The sequence below is a fragment of the Thioclava sp. GXIMD2076 genome (assembly GCF_037949795.1).
Classification (GTDB): domain Bacteria; phylum Pseudomonadota; class Alphaproteobacteria; order Rhodobacterales; family Rhodobacteraceae; genus Thioclava; species Thioclava kandeliae.
The window spans coordinates 937,768-953,928 of sequence record NZ_CP149932.1 but is presented as its reverse complement, the minus strand read 5'-3'; the positions used below and the strand labels follow the sequence as shown (position 1 = coordinate 953,928).

Here is a 16,161-nt window from a genome sequence, read left to right as displayed (position 1 = left end):
AGCTATCGCTGCGGCAGAACACGCTTTCTTGACCGGCGCGAGGGGGCAGCGGGGAGATAAGGCGTCATACGAGCAGGCGTTTTCCGTCATGGCCGCGGATTGTTGCGGTCAGGATGGTGCCCTCGGGTTGATCGGTGTCGAAATGCACCTCGGTGAAAGTCTCGGTACGTCCGGCCTGCGGCCCCTCGGTCAGGATCACCAGCTCGCGCCCGACCTGCGCCTGAAGATGCGCCCCGAGTGCATGGTCCCCCGCCTCGCGCAGACGCCGCGCACGATCCTTGATCGCCGTGCCATTCACTGCGGGCATCCGCGCCGCAGGCGTGCCCTTGCGCGCCGAATAGGGGAAGACATGCAGGAAGGTGAGCCCGCATTCCTCGACCAGTTTCAACGAGTTCTGGAACATCTCCTCGGTCTCGGTGGGGAAACCGGCGATAATATCTGCACCAAAAACGATACCGGGGCGCAGCCTGCGCGCCTCTTCGCAAAATGCAATGGCATCGTCACGCAGATGGCGGCGCTTCATGCGTTTGAGCACCATGTCATCGCCCGCCTGCAGCGACAGATGCAGATGCGGCATCAGGCGCGGCTCGGTGGCAATCGCCAGCATCAGGTTCTCGTCGGCCTCGATGGAATCGATCGAGGAAATCCGCAGACGCGGCAGATCCGGCACAAGTTTGAGGATGCGCATCACCAGATCGCCCAGGCGCGGCTCTCCCGGCAGATCTGCCCCCCATGAGGTCAGATCGACACCGGTCAGCACCACCTCGTTGAATCCGCGGTCACGCAGACGCTTGATCTGCTCGACCACGACCCCCGCAGGCACGGAGCGCGAATTGCCGCGGCCATAGGGGATGATACAGAAGGTGCAGCGGTGATCGCAGCCGTTCTGGACCTGCACATAGGCGCGGTGGCGGCCGAAGCCGTCAATCAGATGACCCGCTGTCTCCTTGACCGACATGATATCATCGACCTGCACCTTCTCGGTCTCGCCGATCAGGTTGGGCACACGCATCTGCGCCCATGTCTCGGGCAGCATCTTCTCGTGATTGCCGATGACCTTGGTCACCTCTGCCATACCGGCAAATGTCTCGGGCTCGGTCTGCGCGGCACAGCCGGTCACAATGATCGGCGCGTCGGGATTCTCGCGCGCCAGACGGCGGATTTCCTGCTTGGCCTTGCGCACGGCCTCGGCCGTGACCGCACAGGTATTCACCACAACAGCGCCCTCGACGCCTGCCGCGGCCGCGAGTTCCTTCATCGCCTCGCTCTCATAGGCGTTCAGGCGGCAACCAAGCGTGGCAAAGACAGGCGGTTTCATAGGGCACCCAGGAAATCAGAGGTCAGTTCGGCGCGGAACACGAAAGCGGTGGGGCCGGTCATCCAGACGCCATCCTCGCGCCAGTCGATCTCGAGGCGGCCGCCATCGACATCAACGATCACCCGACGCCCCGTAAGACCACGCAGATGCGCCGCCACGGCAGTCGCACAGGTGCCCGAGCCGCAGGCAAGCGTCACCCCTGCCCCGCGCTCCCAGACCCGCATCCGCAGATGGTCGGGGCCGGTGACGGAGGCAAACTCGACATTGGTGCGCTCCGGGAAGCCCGGGTGATGCTCCATCTCGGCGCCCCAGCTTTCCAGCGCGACCTTTTCGGCATCCTCGACAAAGAAAACGCAATGCGGATTGCCCATACCCACAGCCACCGGATCGCCCTCTATCCCCGTCGCTTGCGGATCGCCGTCAAAGGGAATCATCGCAGCGTCCAGAATCGGCGCCCCCATATTGACCGAGACCAGTCCATTGGCTGCACGCTTCGCCTCCAGCTGACCACGATCGGTAGTGAAACGCACATGGTCCTTGCCCAGTTCTTTCATCATCCAGTCGGAAACACAGCGCGAGGCATTGCCACAGGCGCCCGAGAGAGAGCCATCCGAATTATAGAATTTCAGATGGAAATCGGCCTCTTGCGAGGGGCCGATCAGGGCGAGCTGGTCAAAGCCCACCCCGCGATGCCGGTCTGCAAGGGCCTCGGCCAAGGCAGGGGTCACCGGATCGGCACCATTACGGGCATCGATCACGACGAAATCGTTTCCAAGACCATGCATTTTCATGAAGGCCAGTGAGGACTGGGGTAAAGACGCGTTTTCCATGGGCGCGATATACGCTGCCCGAGAAGTTTTTTCCAGAGATCTCATTTTTTTTGAATTTCGCTGTTGACGCCCCCCGTCTAGGACCGTAGAAGGCGCCCACACCAGCAGGGAAGCACACAGCGAACCGGTTGGAAACGAAAGAAAGTGGGCCGTTAGCTCAGTTGGTAGAGCAACTGACTTTTAATCAGTGGGTCGCAGGTTCGAATCCTGCACGGCTCACCACTTTCACTCTAGAAGCAAAAAGCCTCGCCCAAAGCGAGGCTTTTGTTTTTCTACCTTTTCGCTATCCGTGACAGACAGCCTTGGCGCATCCGCCCCGATCGCAAGCGGCGTCGGACCGCGCGAAAAACCGGCACTGAGCGCAGCCGCCCGCCGGCGAACAATCGCAACAGGATTTTTACGCCGATCAAACGCAAACCAGCAGATACCGGACCGCTACGATCTTTCTTGCTGTCTAAATTGAATGAAGAATTTGGAGGCGAGTAGGAGAATCGAACTCCTGTACACGGATTTGCAAGCCGTCTCTCTTTCACGCGAAATCAACGCCTTAGGTCTTCCCGAGTATCAGGACAAAGCCCGAACCGCGTGGGAACATGATACCCCTGAGATTTCCACGGGAATCGCAGCATGAGTGCGCTGCGTCCCTTCCGCGAAATCCAGCTTCAGTGGCTGTCGCAGCTCGTTCAAGATCAGGAGCTGAGCCCCCGCACGATCCAGGTCGCCGCCTATATTGTGCTGGAACATTACAACCATCGGCTGGCCAAGGCATGGCCCTCATTCGATCGGATTTCCAAGGCTTTGGGGATCACGAAAAAGACCGTCCAGCGCGCGATCTCCGAACTCAAGGGCAAGTGGTTCGAGATCACGCACGGGAACGGTCTGAGGCATTCGACAGAGTATGTGCCGTCCAAGCAATCACACGCTGCTGCTCAGAAGCTACGCGAGGAGCAGGAGGAGAGAAAGCGGGACAATATTGTCTCCCTTCGCCCCGCCAAAGGGGGACAATCCTGTCCTGAAAGGGAGACAAACCCGTCCGCCGAAGAGGGACAGGATTGTCCTCCAACTAAAGCCAAGAAACAAAACAAGGAAATAGGGGCTGGCAGGGCCGGATCGCGGGTGTCGGAGCTGCGCCTGCGCTTCGTCCCTACCAGCATCTGCTTCGCGAGGGAGTGGAGCGACAGGCTCGAAGAAGCAGGCTTGCCACCATTAGGGCGCCTGCTTCCCGAGGAACGACATGACGGCAAGCGCGGCTTCTGGTTGCCAGACCTCCACCCCGCGCCGCGTGGTAGTGACCAGTTGGCGGCCCAGATCGAAGCTGTGAAACGGCTTACGCGCCATGTTTCCGCTCATCCGCCCCAAAGCGCCCGAGGTGGTCTGTGATGCGGATTTCAAAAATGCTGAGAAATCGGGATTTGCCGTTTTCCCCCGTTCGCCTGCAAATCGCATGCTATCGGGCCTGTCTTCCGTTCGGCAGTCTTGCCCCGGACTTCACGGCCCGGATGACGCTGAGGATCACGATCAGTGGGGCCTCTGTCGCAGCCGTTGCGTCCCTGAGTTGGCTGGTTCTTCGTCCGACCTGCGCAGAGCCGGTCGAAGCCTGTCTCGCGCATTCATCCCTGCCGAATGTTTGGATCGGCATCGGCTGCACCGGGGCGCTGCTCTGCATCCTGTTCGGCACTCTGGTCGCGCCCTGTGCGCAATCGCTCAAGCTCAGCCCCGCGTTGCTGCGGCACGGGCGTAGGCACCGCAATACGGCCCGCATCTTGGCTGACCTCTACGCCCGTGCGGGCGCCGATGCGCAAGCCATACATTGGCGGGCACGCTCACGCGCCTCCAATCACACCTCCCACTGACACCAGCCTCACGGAGACTGTCATGAAAACACTATTTGCAATCGTGCTGTCGGCAGCAGGTGTCGCAGCATCCAGCGGGGCCTTTGCCCAGGGCGTGCCGGTCATCGATGCATCGGCGCTGGCAAATCAAAAGCAGCAGTTCGCCCAGGAAATCGCTCAGCTGGTGAAAGAGTATGAGCAGGCGGTGCAGCTCTACAGCTCGATCAACGGCGCGACCAACATGGGCGATGTCGTGGATCTTCTGAATGACCCGGATGTACGCGAAATACTCGGACAGGACGCACAGAAGGTTGCGGCTGCTTTCGATTTCGATCTTGATGATCTCTCGGGCTCCATGGCCGGGACAGCGCAGCAGTTCGAGCAGTTTACGTCCCTCGAAGACGGCGACATCACCGCCGACGATTTTTACGCGCAAGAGCTTGCCCGCATCCGCAGCTCGACCAGCCGAAAGGGGGCGATTGGCGAACGGACGATCGACCTCTCCGATGATCGTCTTGAGGGCCTCGAACGGCTTCGCCAGCAGATCGGCAGCGTCAGCACGCAAAAGGAAGTTGACGCCCTGAATGCCCGGATCGGCATCGAGCAGGCCATGCTGCAAAACGACGTCGTCCGCGTGCAGGGCATGGCCATGCTGCAAGATGCGCAGGACGAGGCCGAGGAACGCCGCACGACCGAGATCACGCTGCAGGAAAGCCAACAGAACCGCGACATCGTCGACCAATATTTCGGGGACTGAGTGATGAGAATGATATTCCTGACGACCCTGCTGATCACCCTAAGCGCATGCAAGGAAGAGGCGCAGACAGTCGACTTTTTTAAATCCTCCCCGGAAGCGCGGGCAGAAACCTTGTCCGACTGCGAGATCGGACAGGCAAGCAAGGCTAACTGCCGGAATGCTCGTACCGCCCAAGACATCGTCGAAAGCCAAGATGACCGCAGCGTCGTCGAACAGTATTTTGGGGAGTGACAGATGGCGGAGAAACTCTGGCAGTCCCTCTACAGCGACTTCCTGACCACCACCACGGAGGCGGCAAGCAGCATCTCTAGCTCGATGTCCGGGACGCTCACCGTGCCCCTGACCGCCGCGATGACGACCTACCTGATCGTCTACGGCTGGGCGATCATCCGAGGCAGCATCCAAGAGCCGCTCATGGACTTCCTCTTCCGGGCTATGAAGCTTTTCGTGATCTGGACACTGGTCGTGCAGGCAGGCTCCTACACGGCGTGGGTCGGCAGTACCATCACCGAGGGGCTGCCCGAATTCGTTGACCAGCTGACCGGCGGCGGATCAGGAAATGCCCTGCCATCGGATTCCATTTTCGCGAAAACCAACAGCGTCGCCCAGGATGTGCTGGAGTTCTATGCGCAGAAGGGCGGAATGAGCAGCCGGGTAGCAGGGCCCATCTACTACTTCTTCACGATGGCAGCAGGCGTCCTGCTGAGCGCCATCGCTTTCGGCTTCTCGCTTTTGGTCACCTTGGGCTTCACCCTGCTGGCGGCGATCGGGCCTCTTTTCATCTCTTTCGCCTTGTTCAACTTCTCCCGAGGCTGGTTCTTCAGCTGGCTGGGGCAGTTGGTCAATTTCGCGATTTACAAGGTCCTGCTCTACGTGATGGCGATCGTCATTCTGGCGATGTTGGAGAATGCGCTTACGGCCAATTCCAAGCTCGGGGTGGTCATCGGGCTGTTCTACTTCCTGGGCATCGTCGCAACGAGCTTCTTCCTGTTCTTCCTGCTGCCCTCGATGGCATCGGCGCTGAGTGCAGGCGCAGGCGCGTCGACAGGCATGGTCCAGCGCGCGGTCGAGCGGCGGCTAGGCATCCCCACTTCGAGCTCCAGCAGCTACGAAGGCAGCGCAACGAGAAGTGGCTGATGAAGAGCGAAGCTGGAATGCAGAGATGCCGATCCCGGCACAGCTTTCGGAGGTCCCGGATGTGCTTGCCCGTCTTCGCCCTAACCCATAGCCGCCATCTTCGTGGCGGGGATGTGGTCCGGGACCACATTCTGCATCTGAAACCCGATCCTACCTGCTAACCGACGAGGCCCGCAAATGTGGTCCCGGACCACACTCTGGGCTCGGACTTTCACTAATGCAGGATAGGCGACGCGCCAGCGAGTAATTTACTTTTGATCTCAATGCCTACAAAAAAGAAATCCGCAATCACATATCTGACCGCCGAGCAGCACGCGCTTCTGGCGGCCATAGCACAAAATCAGGGGCAGACAGTTTCCGGGCTTCTCGGGAATATCATAAGATTGGTTCTCGATGAGGAGGACCAGCCCGAAACGCATCGGCCCTTGCCAACGCGGGCGCGCCGGGAAGGAAAGGTTACGGTGCGCCTTGCGGAAGATGTCAGGGAAAGACTCGCGGCCGAAGCACAGGCGCAAGGTGTACCGCCATCTACCTGGGCTGCGGCTCTTCTCTCGGCCCGCATGCGGAAAGCTCCTCAGATGGTGGGAGGTGAGCGGCGCGGCGTGCGTGCAGCCTACCGGCAGCTTCGTGGCCTCGCTGTCAACGCGAACCAGATCGCCCATGCCCTCAATCGCGGCGTCCTGACGGGGGTGGGGAATGAGTTGACCAAGGCCGAAGTCGAGATGCTGCGCGCCGACATTTCCGATCTGCGGAAGGCTTTGAGCACTTATGCCGAGGGTCGCTTCAAGGTCCAGACAGGGCTGGGGGACGACGATCAGCCATGACGGGCTTCAATACCGGGTCGGACTTCGAGCGTTGATGGATTAGCCCCGAAGGTATTCGAACCCGCGGCCAGTTTGGCGAAGTGGACTTGCACCGGTTCCGTTCCGGTGCGCTGCTCTGCATCGTGCTCGGAACTCTGATCGAGCCCTGTGCGCAATCGCTCAGAAACCTTGTCCGACTGCGAGATCGGGCAGGCAAGCGAGGCCAAGCGCAGGCGCATCGACATGCATGGTCCAGCGCGCCGTCGAGCGACGGCTAGGCATCCCTTCAAAGAACTCCAGCAGCTACGAAGGCAGCGCAACGAGAAGTGGCTGATGAAGACAGAAAACGTGATGAACTCAGCAATGCGAATGTGGTCCGGAAATGTGGTCCCGGACCACATTTTCCCGTGGGGTTGGCGCTAATGTAGGATAGGCTAAGCGCCGGCAGGTAGGCCACCTTTTTATGTCATTGATCAACGGCGGATGATCCAAAGCGAAGGACGAGCGATGCACCTCAAGACAGGCTCCACCCTCAATGTCTCGATTGACACAGGCACCGCCGAGGCAGCTAGAGGCGTTCTCAACGAGGCAGGCATCCCTTTTGCGGCAGCAGTAGAGCTTTTCCTGAAAGTGGTGATCCGCGAAGGCGGTTTGCCCAGCTGGCTGGAGCCCGATCCCGAAGACTATGAACGTTGGTTTCGGGCGCGCCTTGAGGCTGCCGTGAAAGGCAAACGGGCCTCTTATGCGCATGAAGACGTTATGAAAGCGGGTCTCCAGATCATCGAGGCGAAGCGGAGCAAGTAGCTACGCTCCATACTGGGAGCGGCGACGCCTTCAATTTTTGGGGACTATCCTCTGTGACGCGGGGTCGTATCTATACTGGTGTAAGGTGCCGTCCTCGATCAGCTTGGCCGCTTGGCCGACATGGTCGGGCAGGACATAGAACCATTCCTTCGGGAACACCTTTTTCCCAAATCGATCGGTGACGAAGAGCTCGGCCGGACGCGCCGCTGCGAAGAAGCGATGGAGCAAGTTTTCGACCTTACTGCGCGATAGGTTTTGCAGACTGTAGGTCGCGACAATCTCCACTGGAGCAAGAAGGAACGTCGGATCGTTTTTGGCGTCAGCAACGCGGCGGGCGACGTCCTGACTAGTGACACCGATCTTGTGCAAGATCATGCGCTGCCCTTTGATTTCGGGGTTTTCGGATCGGGAGCGGGCAACATAGACCGTTCCCGAGAGTTCGAGCTGATCGCTCTCCCATTCAGGATCAAGCGGCCCGAAGCCAACCTTTTGGACCATACGGGCCGTCTTGTCGTCATTCAGGGATTTACGGAATGATGACATGAGCGGGTCGCTCTCCGTGCCGTTTGAAAAGATGACGCGGAGCCGATGGTCACGCGCACCGCCACGGACAGTCATTTCCGACTTCTCGGCAATCATGGCCAGCAAGCCGTTCCTGATGAAGAAGTCCCCTTCGATAGGCTCGATGACCGACCATTTCCGCACCGGGCTTGCTTTGCGTTCACCAGCCTCCAGGCCGCGCTGGACGGTTTCGAAACGCTCCCGGAACTGCTCGAAATCCTGACAGGGCACGAAGTCAGCGCGATGATCCGGAACATGCCTTTCTGCGGAGGGCGTGGTGTGCTTGAGGCTGACCAGTGACACATCAACATCAAGATCGTCATCTGCGAAGATGTCATCCAAGCTATCGGGAATATCAGCGTCGGCGGGGTCATCGTGCCATGAGCGCGGCGTGGGAACTGCGTCTTCGCTAAGCAGTCCCAACCGATCGACGGCCCGCATCTGATCGGTGGGAGCCAGCTTCACGGTGTCCCAGATCGCGCCAAGGCGCATCTCGTCGTGATCCACGGCATCTGGATCAGGGAGGCGCGAATGACGCTCATGGAAGGCTGTGACTTCGAGCAAGGCGGCGACGCCACGATCCTGCGCTGGACCACTGCGCCCCGCGCGAGGTTTGACATCCAACAGGCCGAATTCGTCGTCTTCCGCGAAAATGTCTTCCAGGCTTGGGCGCGACATCACAGAGCCCCCTCACGAAGACGTTTGGCCTTTTCAGCCTTCAGCCAGGCAAGCGCCTCTGCCATGCGCTTTTCAAGCGGATTGGCGGAATGGACATTCGGCTCACGTCCTTCGGTGGCGCGGAAGGCCTTGATGCGCGGCCAAAGCGTCCTGGCCTCATCGCCGGTCATGTTCACGCGCAGGGCAACCATCGCAGACTGCACATGCGACAGCAGCTCGGAGTTCAGCGATTTCGACGCGACCTCGAAGCGTTCCTGGAAGGTGTTCACGCTGTCGATCAGCTCGATGTCGATGTCCCGGACGTTGATAAACTTCCGAACCATCTCCAGCAGAGTATTCGGCGCGCTGGCGGGGTCGCCGTCATCGTCATCACCGCTCGGCTTCGGGGGCGTGCCGCTCAGGGGCGACTGACCCTCGGCAAAACCACGTTCCGCTTCCTTCCGCGCCAGCGTCAGCACGTTCATATGCGCCGCGAGATGCTGACGAACAGACTCCGCTTCCTCAGCATCCAGCGTCTCATACCGCTTCTCGATGATATCGGTCAGCACCATCTGCGTGGCAACCTCGGGGGCAGTGTCTGGCGATAGCACGCGCCGGTCCATCTCCTGATAGGCTGTCGCCATCAGGTCGTTCATGTCCTTCTCGCAGATCTCGCGCGAGCGATCCGTGGGCGGCTCGACCAGCCCCTTGATGCCGATGGTGATATTGCCCTCGTCATCGGAGCCCATCGGCGCGCGCACGTCGCCATCTTCGCGGCGGTAAAACTTGAAGTTCGGAGCCAGAACTTGCTCCATCAGCAGGGACCCGGAGATCGCCTTGAGCATGTCGTTCACAGCATCGGTCACGACGCCAGTTTCCACACCGGGTTCGGCAACAAGGTTCGTGAACAGCGCGCGGGGCTTGCCCGGTGCATCACGGGTGGCGCGCCCGATGATCTGCACGATCTCGGTCAGCGACGAGCGATAGCCGATGGTCAGCGCATGTTCACACCAGACCCAGTCGAAGCCTTCCTTGGCCATCCCGAGCGCGATGATAATGTCGACCTTGGCCCGGTCTGCCACGTCATCGCGCTTGCCGTCCCGCCCCTTGATCTCGCGCGACAGCGCTGCCTTGACGATATCGCGCCCCGGCCCGTCATCCACTAGGTCCGCGACCTTCAGCACCGCGCCATCAGGCTTGCGCACCAGATCGAACCCTGTCTCGGGATCACGCCCTTCATGGGTGCCCAGCAGGTCGATGATCTTGCCCACCTCATTGAACTTGTCATCAAACGCCTCGGACGAACCACGATGCGGGATGTGGATGATCGTCTTCTGGTCGGGGTTCAGTACCCCCGGCAGCCCGTTGACGTAATTGCCCTTGTAGAACTCGTAATTGATCCCGAGCGCCTTGAGCCAGGCATAGCCCTCCAGCTGCTCGTAATAGCTGTAGGTGATCTTGGTGAAGCGATCTTCGTCCTCGGGGCGCAGCACCGGGTCGGCATCGCCCCGGAAATAGCTGCCGGTCATCGCCATGACATGGCACTCGGCGCGATTGATCAGGCTGCGCAGGATCACCCCCAGCCGGTTGTTGTCCGAGGCCGAGACATGGTGGAACTCGTCGATGGCGATGAAGCAGCTGTCAAAGGCCTCGATCCCCTTGGTCTTGATCACCTCGTCAAAGCCGAAGCGGAAGGTGGCATGGGTGCAGACCAGCACCGATGCGTCGCTGTCCATAAAGGTCTGGAAGGCCTTTACCTTCTGCTTGTCGGCATCCTCGCCGGTCAGGCAGAGGTTCCAGCGGTCATCGACCTCCCAATCCGCCTCGAACCCATAGCTGGTCAGATCGGTCGAGCGAAACGACCCGCCGATCGAGGTTTCGGGCACGCAGACGATCACCTTTTCCAGCCCCTGATGGCGCAGCTTGTCGAGCGCCACGAACATCAGCGCGCGGCTCTTGCCTGCCGCGGGCGGTGCCTTCAGCAGCAGGAACTGCGCGGCGCGGGCGGCATAGGTGCGGGCCTGCATCGGGCGCTGACCAAGAGCATTCGTGGTCGCCTTGGAGGTGCCGTAGGTGACATTAACCATCTGAACCATGTGTCAGGCCCTCTTTTTCTTTGGCGCGGACTCCAGCGACTTCACCTTGGCGGCATAGAGCTTGAAGAGCTTCTCCAGCCGTTCGGTGTCATTGCGGAAGGGGCGGCCGATATACATGCCTTCCAGCAGCTCGTCGTTTTCCCGATGCACGGCGCGCAGGTCGTCGGGCATCTTGTCGGGGTCGTAGAGCTCGGCAATCGTGGCGGGGTAATGGGAATAGCGACAACGCAGGATTTTGCGGGCCGAGGCCGAGAGCGCCTCCAGCTGGTCTTCAGTGAATTTCGGCACAGGGAAGGTGTTCCAGCCCAGGGTGTTGGAGTACCGGTAGCGGCTCTCCAACCTGCCACAAACGGTACCGATCCAGACAATATGGAGTCGCGATGCAATGAGCGCGATGCACCATTCAGGCGCGTCGTAGAGCACTTGATTGAGGTCTGATGAAATCACATCGGCCCCAACCCGTTCGACGGCAAGGTATGGGCGACGTTCGGATGTAACGCGGGGAACAAGTATCGAGTGGCTTTCAGCCTCGCCGCTGATGAACCAAAATCGGTGGGGCGTCGCGGCAGCTGGGCGCGTTACAGCGTTCTTGCTCGCAGCACGGAACTTTGCCACCGCTTCCAGTCTTTCAGCGATTGGCGGGATGCTCCATGCAAGTTCAACGTCCTCATCCTTGATCCAAAGACACCATCTCGTCTCCCCGCGCACAACCTCCTTAGAGCCGAGAAATTTGCGAACAAATTTCGTTCCCTCAGGGTAATCCTCTGAAAGATCTTGGGCTTCAGATTCAGTCAGGATCAAGTGCCCACCCTCTGTAGCGGCGCTACCGCGGTACATCTTCGGCAAGTCAAAAATCGCTGTGTTGGAGGCTGAAACAGCTACATTCGGACCTTCAACCAAGTAGCCGTTTATCGATGTGACTTCTTCACGAAGGTCGCCGTCATAAAGAATTTTTTTTCGGCTATTAGCGGCAGAGATACCCACGACAACACACAACACCGCCGCATTTTTTGTGGCGTTGTTGGTCCATTTGAATGGCTGGTGTGCAAACTGAATCTGACACTGCTCAGACAGGGTATTTCCCCAGAACATCGGCACCGATTGACCTTGGCAAATGGAGTTCGTGGCGACAAAGGCCGCAGAAACATTTCTCGTGCCGATGTATCGAGCAGCCACGAAGAACCAGCATATGACGTAGTCCAGATCTTTGAACGTCTTGAAGTTACCCGCGAGAAGCTCTCGCATATCGTTCTTTTGATCTGCCGTCTGATAGGTCGAACCGGCGAACGGCGGATTGCCCGCGATGAACACTTCCTCACCATCTCCAGGTGGCGGGCAGACCTCCTCCCAGTCGATACGTAGCGAATTCCCGGTGCGAATATGCGCCGCATCCTTCAGGGGCAGCGCGGCAGGGCGGCGGCCAAAAACCTCGGCAAAGCTGGCATTCGCCTGATATTCGGCGATGAATAGCGCCAGCTTGGCGGTTTCGGCGGCGAAATCCGCGATCTCGATGCCGTAGAAATGGCTGATCGGGATGGCCGAGAACATGGTCAGCGACCCGGGGCCGTTCAGCTCTTCCAGCCGCCGCAGGATGCGCGTCTCGCGCGCCCGCAGCTCACGGTAGGACACGACAAGGAAGTTGCCCGATCCGCAGGCCGGGTCGAACACGCGGATGCGCGACATCCGGTCCAGCACCTGTTGCAGCCCGCGGCTACGGTCCCACGTCTTTTGGATCTCGGCATCGAGATCATCAAGGAACAGCGGCCCGATCACCTTCATGATGTTCGGCACCGAGGTGTAGTGCATCCCCAGCTCCGAGCGCTGCTTCGGGTCCGCGACCGACTGGATCATCGAACCGAAGATGTCGGGGTTGATCTCGCGCCAGTTCAGGTCGCAGGCCTCGCGCAGATAGCGGAAGGCCACGGCATCAAAGCGCGGCGCGTCGATGGTGCCCGCAAAGAGCCCGCCGTTGACGTATTCCAGCTCGCCCGTCCAGGCGGGCAGGCCCTCACGCTTGGTCTTGGGCAGGTTCATCGCCTGGAAGGCCGCGATGATGGTTTCGCGCGCCTCCTCGCCCTTGTCGCCCGCGTGGGTGAACAGCAGGCGCGAGAACTGATTGTCGGGGAAGATGCCGACGTCCTCGGCGAACATGCAGAAGATCAGCCGCATCATCAGCTGGTTCATCTCATGCCGACGCTCGTCGCTGCCCCAATCGGGGTTGGCCCTGGTCAGCGCGTCATAGAGGCGGGCCAGCTTGCCGGTCGCCTTGACGTCGACGGGGTTTTCTTCGACCGCGCGGTAGCGTTCCTTGCCCGCTGCGGGCAGGAAGAAACCGAAGTTATCGCCAAGCTCCGCGAAGCGACAGTGGAGCGTATCGCCCGAAGCCGGATGCTCTGCCGAGATCATCTCGCCATCCGTCGCGATCAGGATCGCGGGCTTCGAGGTCTTGGTCTTCTTCGAGCTGCGCAGCTGGTCCAGCATGGCATCGGTCGAGCCCGCGAGCACGGGGGCAAAGTGGAACTTCTTGCCGAACAGCACACCGCCGGGCAGGTCGGACTTATTGGTCGACCCGCTCCGCAGCTTGGAGATCGCCGCCTTAGCGCCATCGGTGGCGGCGGCAAAGGCAAAGGGGAATTCGGTGGCATCAAACGGTTCGGCAGCAATTTCCGCCAATGCGTCATAAATTTCAGTAGGATTCATCAAGGGCCTCGGCGTAGTTACCCTATTGGTAGTGCAGGAAACTGCACGAAACTACCGAAAACAAACGTAAACCGACGTAATTGTCTGTCGGAGCGCTTGGGTTTTGATGGTATCTAGTTACCGTGATTGCCCCTGAGGGGGCGGGGGCAACGCCGAAGCACTACGGCTGGTCGGATCGAAAATGTGGTCCGGGGCCACACTGGGCACTGAGGCGGGTGCAAACATGATCGGTTAGACGCCAGCAGGTAACGAAGCTGCATAGATATGAAAGGGACTATTCGTGGACCTCCGGGTGACGAACAACCCCCTGAGAACAAGCAACCCCCCGGTATTGAGCTCGGCCTTTCTGCCGGTCGCCTGGGGGGTGTTGTTGAGAGACTTAGATGTCTGCTTCAGGTGAATGTCAATGCAAGTGTAGCTAAACCTGTATCGGGGAGTAGCGCACGGGAGGCGTTTCTATATGGCTTATCCTCCGAAGCATGTCGGAAAATTATTAGAACATCAGAGCTACAGAATTCTTCCGAGGCCGCGCCCCACTAGAGCGGCGATTTCGCTTGGGCGGTATGAGGCTGCAAGGAGGCTATTCTCCTCTTCGCTCAGGCCGTTTTTTAAACCATCCCATTCCATCCGGCTGGCAACTTCGGAAACCCGTTCGAGACTATCCAGTAAGCGGGAGTCATTTCTTGTCTCTGGGCTCAAAGGAAACCATTCTGCACTTCCAGGACGGAGAACGCGAATAATGTCCACCGCAGCGCCGCCGAACCCACCCGCCAAGAAGACAGGCTGTTTACTTTCGAGAGAGAGCAAGACCTCTTCTACGATGCCAGGCATAGCGCCTTCAAAACCATCGCGTTTTCCACCAATCACAATGCGGGCGTCGGTGTTTTTTGCCATGTAGTTGCGTAAGCCGCTGAGTGCTCCGGCCCTTTCTTCGGAAGAGAACTCGCTTACTGGCTCCTCATTAAGAGGGCCCTCCAAGCGATCCCCATTGCTGTCCAAGAAGTGAATCTCACCAAAGAGACCAAGGAAGTCTTTCTGTTCGGCGATCTGTTCCTTGCTCATAGATCGATGAATGCTCCAAGCCAAGCAAACCTTCAAAGGCCTGTCACGGCGACCATAGCGATGAAGTTCTTCGATGAGAAAAGTCGTGATACCTTCGGGCTGCAAGTGGCCACCGTAATAGAGGTCGCCGCCCGCGATGACTACGGAACGCACGAGTTCCCCCAAGGTCATGCGGAAGTGGGTCTCAGTGAGGCCTAGCCGATCTAGGTCCGGACTGTTCGAGACAGAAATTCCTAAGCGCTTGCCTTTCAAGGCATCAGCAGGCAGCAGTTCAGCCCTTTGCTTTTCGTCAGCCACTTCAGCCTCCTCTGGTCGCAAGCTGGCGTGGGGTCATTATGTCGATATCACGGCCCAGCTGTGTGCTCTTTGCATATTCTTGTAGTACCTCCCGCTCAGCTTCTCCGAGGGGCGGATCAGGATGCAGTATGCGCAAGGAACCCTCCGCCTCGCTTGGGTTTCCGGACGCGAGCTGAGAGCCGATCCAATGGAGTAAAGTTAGCGGCTCGGGCGCATGAGGTGCCCACCAGGCTATATCCAGCTCCGGGCGCTCGCCGGATAGTTCTTTTTGGTGTAGCCAGAGCGCCCTCTTAAGGCACTCGTCTACGAGCAGGTTGAGGGCACGATAGACATCCTTCTTCTGCCAGCGGCCATCGACTTTTCGAACCGCCACTCGCGGGACATGATCCATCAAGAAGGAGCCGCGTTCCTCACCAAAGCCAATCGCGTCCATCATTATCACCGGCATGCCATTGGTTTTCGCCAAGGCAATTTCGCGCTGACACCAAGAGCGGCTAGCGTAGAGATCGGTACGAATGGCCAGCATCGCGCTCTGACTAGCATTCCCTCTGAGCTCGGCATCCCAGTCAGAGCCTGGTTGAAGGTCACTGGCGTCGAAATACTCGCGTAGCCGCGTATTCCCAATGACGTCACGCACCAAATCGACCAAGGCGTCAACATCTTCACCTTCCGAGCTGCTATGACGCTTGGTGTGGCTAATGAAGGTCGTCAATCGATCCATCTCATCCGGCGAGATCAGTTGAGCTATCCCTTGCGTTAGATCGCGGCACAGCATGCTCACTTCGCTTTCGCCAAGCTGCTCAGGCTTCCCGGCAGCGACGAACTGATGGCGCCCCAAAATATCGCCTAACTTCGTACCATTCGTGGCGCCGTCTGACAACAAAAAGGGGTAGATTCCGATTTCATCTGGTGATCGCGCCTGATCTTCTTGAAGCGCGGCGATGTATCGGGACCAACTCGACGTTCCGTCCTCGACGCTAGCGGCGAGTTCTGTGCCAAGTAGAGGAACGATCACAGTGAACCTGGCCGGTCGGATGCCGTTCGGAGCAGGATGAGCGCTGTTGTAGATCGGCCTTGGTGCGGTTCCGGCCCCACCCCAAGGCGTACTGCGAAAGGAGACCTGAATCCCTCCCCCAATGACACCTGAGAATGTCGGGCCATGCATGAAGTGTTTGAATATCGCATCAGCCGTCTGGAGACCCGACGTATCCTGCGGATGCCAAACGATGAAAATTTCGAGGATTGGCGGTAGCATCGATTTCCTTGACTATCGGACTTGATCTGAGTGCGCGCCGGACACATGATGT

Annotated in this window: 15 protein-coding genes and 2 tRNA genes; 8 read left to right on the top strand and 9 right to left on the bottom strand. The window is 59.2% G+C overall.

The window, feature by feature from the left end; all coding sequences use genetic code 11:
- Positions 1 to 64: 64 nt before the first annotated feature.
- Both mtaB and dapF read right to left on the bottom strand, forming a co-directional pair.
- The gene (gene mtaB, locus WDB91_RS04670) at positions 65 to 1,318 is read right to left on the bottom strand and encodes a tRNA (N(6)-L-threonylcarbamoyladenosine(37)-C(2))-methylthiotransferase MtaB (RefSeq protein WP_339113987.1); all 1,254 of its coding nucleotides are present in this window, start codon (positions 1,316 to 1,318) and stop codon (positions 65 to 67) included.
- Positions 1,315 to 2,148: a diaminopimelate epimerase gene (gene dapF, locus WDB91_RS04665; RefSeq protein WP_339113986.1), complete on the bottom strand. Its 834-nt coding sequence runs from the start codon at positions 2,146 to 2,148 to the stop codon at positions 1,315 to 1,317. Before dapF ends, mtaB begins: the two co-directional genes overlap by 4 nt.
- Before the next feature lie 146 nt (positions 2,149 to 2,294).
- Here dapF and WDB91_RS04660 point away from each other — a divergent pair.
- Positions 2,295 to 2,370: transfer RNA gene (locus WDB91_RS04660), tRNA-Lys, on the top strand.
- Positions 2,371 to 2,621: 251 nt separating this feature from the next.
- On the opposite strand, the gene WDB91_RS04655 is transcribed toward WDB91_RS04660, so the two are convergent.
- Positions 2,622 to 2,695: transfer RNA gene (locus WDB91_RS04655), tRNA-Cys, on the bottom strand.
- An 80-nt stretch (positions 2,696 to 2,775) separates the two neighbouring features.
- Here WDB91_RS04655 and WDB91_RS04650 point away from each other — a divergent pair.
- From WDB91_RS04650 to mobC, 6 genes are all read left to right on the top strand, one after another.
- A complete protein-coding gene (locus tag WDB91_RS04650; protein ID WP_339113985.1) occupies positions 2,776 to 3,528 on the top strand; it encodes a helix-turn-helix domain-containing protein in 753 nt (250 codons plus the stop codon).
- Positions 3,528 to 4,001 (top strand): hypothetical protein, encoded by a 474-nt coding sequence (locus tag WDB91_RS04645; protein WP_339113984.1) that lies wholly within the window; start codon positions 3,528 to 3,530, stop codon positions 3,999 to 4,001. The genes WDB91_RS04650 and WDB91_RS04645 overlap by 1 nt, the downstream gene beginning before the upstream one ends.
- Positions 4,002 to 4,023: 22 nt before the next feature.
- Positions 4,024 to 4,737, top strand: coding sequence for a P-type DNA transfer protein VirB5 (virB5, locus tag WDB91_RS04640; RefSeq protein ID WP_339113983.1), 714 nt, complete (start codon positions 4,024 to 4,026; stop codon positions 4,735 to 4,737).
- A gap of 3 nt (positions 4,738 to 4,740) precedes the next feature.
- Positions 4,741 to 4,968: an EexN family lipoprotein gene (locus WDB91_RS04635; protein ID WP_339113982.1), complete on the top strand. Its 228-nt coding sequence runs from the start codon at positions 4,741 to 4,743 to the stop codon at positions 4,966 to 4,968.
- Between the two features lie 3 nt (positions 4,969 to 4,971).
- Entirely contained in the window at positions 4,972 to 5,874 is a 903-nt protein-coding gene (locus WDB91_RS04630; RefSeq protein ID WP_160895068.1) for a type IV secretion system protein, read from the top strand.
- A gap of 263 nt (positions 5,875 to 6,137) precedes the next feature.
- Complete coding sequence (mobC, locus tag WDB91_RS04625; RefSeq protein ID WP_339113981.1) at positions 6,138 to 6,698, top strand: plasmid mobilization relaxosome protein MobC; 561 nt, start codon at positions 6,138 to 6,140, stop codon at positions 6,696 to 6,698.
- On the opposite strand, the gene WDB91_RS04620 is transcribed toward mobC, so the two are convergent.
- A complete protein-coding gene (locus tag WDB91_RS04620) occupies positions 6,689 to 6,922 on the bottom strand; it encodes a hypothetical protein (protein WP_339113980.1) in 234 nt (77 codons plus the stop codon). The two genes, mobC and WDB91_RS04620, sit on opposite strands and share 10 nt — an antisense overlap.
- Positions 6,923 to 7,184: 262 nt before the next feature.
- Here WDB91_RS04620 and WDB91_RS04615 point away from each other — a divergent pair, with 262 nt between their 5' ends.
- Positions 7,185 to 7,481 carry a hypothetical protein gene (locus WDB91_RS04615; protein WP_339113979.1) on the top strand — a complete coding sequence of 99 codons (297 nt, stop codon included), beginning with the start codon at positions 7,185 to 7,187 and terminating at the stop codon, positions 7,479 to 7,481.
- Positions 7,482 to 7,511: 30 nt separating this feature from the next.
- Here the strand turns inward: WDB91_RS04615 and WDB91_RS04610 are convergent, their stop codons facing one another.
- The 5 genes from WDB91_RS04610 to WDB91_RS04590 all read right to left on the bottom strand — a co-directional run bounded on the left by WDB91_RS04610 (position 7,512) and on the right by WDB91_RS04590 (position 16,109).
- On the bottom strand, positions 7,512 to 8,720 hold the full coding sequence (locus WDB91_RS04610) for a GIY-YIG nuclease family protein (protein ID WP_339113978.1): 1,209 nt from the start codon (positions 8,718 to 8,720) through the stop codon (positions 7,512 to 7,514).
- The gene (locus WDB91_RS04605) at positions 8,720 to 10,795 is read right to left on the bottom strand and encodes a DEAD/DEAH box helicase (protein WP_339113977.1); all 2,076 of its coding nucleotides are present in this window, start codon (positions 10,793 to 10,795) and stop codon (positions 8,720 to 8,722) included. The genes WDB91_RS04610 and WDB91_RS04605 overlap by 1 nt, the downstream gene beginning before the upstream one ends.
- 3 nt (positions 10,796 to 10,798) lie before the next feature.
- Positions 10,799 to 13,495, bottom strand: coding sequence for a DNA methyltransferase (locus WDB91_RS04600; protein ID WP_339113976.1), 2,697 nt, complete (start codon positions 13,493 to 13,495; stop codon positions 10,799 to 10,801).
- A 507-nt stretch (positions 13,496 to 14,002) separates the two neighbouring features.
- A complete protein-coding gene (locus WDB91_RS04595; protein ID WP_339113975.1) occupies positions 14,003 to 14,854 on the bottom strand; it encodes a hypothetical protein in 852 nt (283 codons plus the stop codon).
- Position 14,855: 1 nt separating this feature from the next.
- On the bottom strand, positions 14,856 to 16,109 hold the full coding sequence (locus WDB91_RS04590) for a hypothetical protein (protein ID WP_339113974.1): 1,254 nt from the start codon (positions 16,107 to 16,109) through the stop codon (positions 14,856 to 14,858).
- Positions 16,110 to 16,161: the final 52 nt, after the last annotated feature.

Coding starts and splice junctions, on each gene's coding strand:
- mtaB (WP_339113987.1), bottom strand. CDS start 1,318: ATGAAACCGCCTGTCTTTGCCACGCTTGGTTGCCGCCTGAACGCCTAT.
- dapF (WP_339113986.1), bottom strand. CDS start 2,148: ATGGAAAACGCGTCTTTACCCCAGTCCTCACTGGCCTTCATGAAAATG.
- WDB91_RS04650 (WP_339113985.1), top strand. CDS start 2,776: ATGAGTGCGCTGCGTCCCTTCCGCGAAATCCAGCTTCAGTGGCTGTCG.
- WDB91_RS04645 (WP_339113984.1), top strand. CDS start 3,528: ATGCGGATTTCAAAAATGCTGAGAAATCGGGATTTGCCGTTTTCCCCC.
- virB5 (WP_339113983.1), top strand. CDS start 4,024: ATGAAAACACTATTTGCAATCGTGCTGTCGGCAGCAGGTGTCGCAGCA.
- WDB91_RS04635 (WP_339113982.1), top strand. CDS start 4,741: ATGAGAATGATATTCCTGACGACCCTGCTGATCACCCTAAGCGCATGC.
- WDB91_RS04630 (WP_160895068.1), top strand. CDS start 4,972: ATGGCGGAGAAACTCTGGCAGTCCCTCTACAGCGACTTCCTGACCACC.
- mobC (WP_339113981.1), top strand. CDS start 6,138: ATGCCTACAAAAAAGAAATCCGCAATCACATATCTGACCGCCGAGCAG.
- WDB91_RS04620 (WP_339113980.1), bottom strand. CDS start 6,922: ATGTCGATGCGCCTGCGCTTGGCCTCGCTTGCCTGCCCGATCTCGCAG.
- WDB91_RS04615 (WP_339113979.1), top strand. CDS start 7,185: ATGCACCTCAAGACAGGCTCCACCCTCAATGTCTCGATTGACACAGGC.
- WDB91_RS04610 (WP_339113978.1), bottom strand. CDS start 8,720: ATGTCGCGCCCAAGCCTGGAAGACATTTTCGCGGAAGACGACGAATTC.
- WDB91_RS04605 (WP_339113977.1), bottom strand. CDS start 10,795: ATGGTTCAGATGGTTAATGTCACCTACGGCACCTCCAAGGCGACCACG.
- WDB91_RS04600 (WP_339113976.1), bottom strand. CDS start 13,495: ATGAATCCTACTGAAATTTATGACGCATTGGCGGAAATTGCTGCCGAA.
- WDB91_RS04590 (WP_339113974.1), bottom strand. CDS start 16,109: ATGCTACCGCCAATCCTCGAAATTTTCATCGTTTGGCATCCGCAGGAT.